The sequence below is a fragment of the Oceanobacillus indicireducens genome (assembly GCF_014647195.1).
Classification (GTDB): Bacteria; Bacillota; Bacilli; order Bacillales; family Amphibacillaceae; genus Oceanobacillus; species Oceanobacillus indicireducens.
The window spans coordinates 1-579 of record NZ_BMOS01000005.1; the positions used below are offsets into that span (position 1 = coordinate 1).

Sequence of the window (579 nt, forward strand, 5' to 3'; positions counted from 1 at the left end):
TTGGCTAGGATTTTGAAATAATATCACCGAGAACTATTTTACACATACGAATCTTTGTATCAGCTTATAATTTCCCTTCAAACGCTAAAATATATAATAAGGAGGTGTTCCGATGACGAAGAAAAAGTTAAGTAATGGTGGCTTCAGTGATGAGCAAGCTGTGCGGAAAAAACTTTCCAAGAGTTTTGACCATGAATTTGCCAATGAACCATTAACAGCGAATGAAAAGCTTAATAATAAAAAAACGAAGAAGCGTCAATAGCCTCGGTAACGGGAAAAAAGCTGGAGTTCAATAAATCGAACGACAGCTTTTTGTTCTTAGTCGGCGCCCCAGATGCGCTTCAATTATAAATGCAGGCTTCTCAAATCTCCGTAGACAAGCTATAATAGGAACAAGGAGGTGAGAACCGGTGGAAGAAAAGGTAGTTTTGAAGGAAATTTTAAATGCATTACATGAACATTCGAAGCAGATCAATGAAAAAATGGACAAGCGCTTTGATGAAGTCGATCAGCGTTTCCAAGAAGTGGAGAAGCGCTTTGATGAAGTCGATCAGCGCTTCCAAGAAGTGGACAAGCGCT

General features: G+C 39.2%; 1 protein-coding gene. It reads left to right on the plus strand.

Features of this window, described 5'->3' with window-relative positions; genetic code table 11:
- Positions 1-112: 112 nt before the first annotated feature.
- A complete protein-coding gene (sspO, locus tag IEX94_RS04565; protein ID WP_188856219.1) occupies positions 113-262 on the plus strand; it encodes a small acid-soluble spore protein SspO in 150 nt (49 codons plus the stop codon).
- Positions 263-579: the final 317 nt, after the last annotated feature.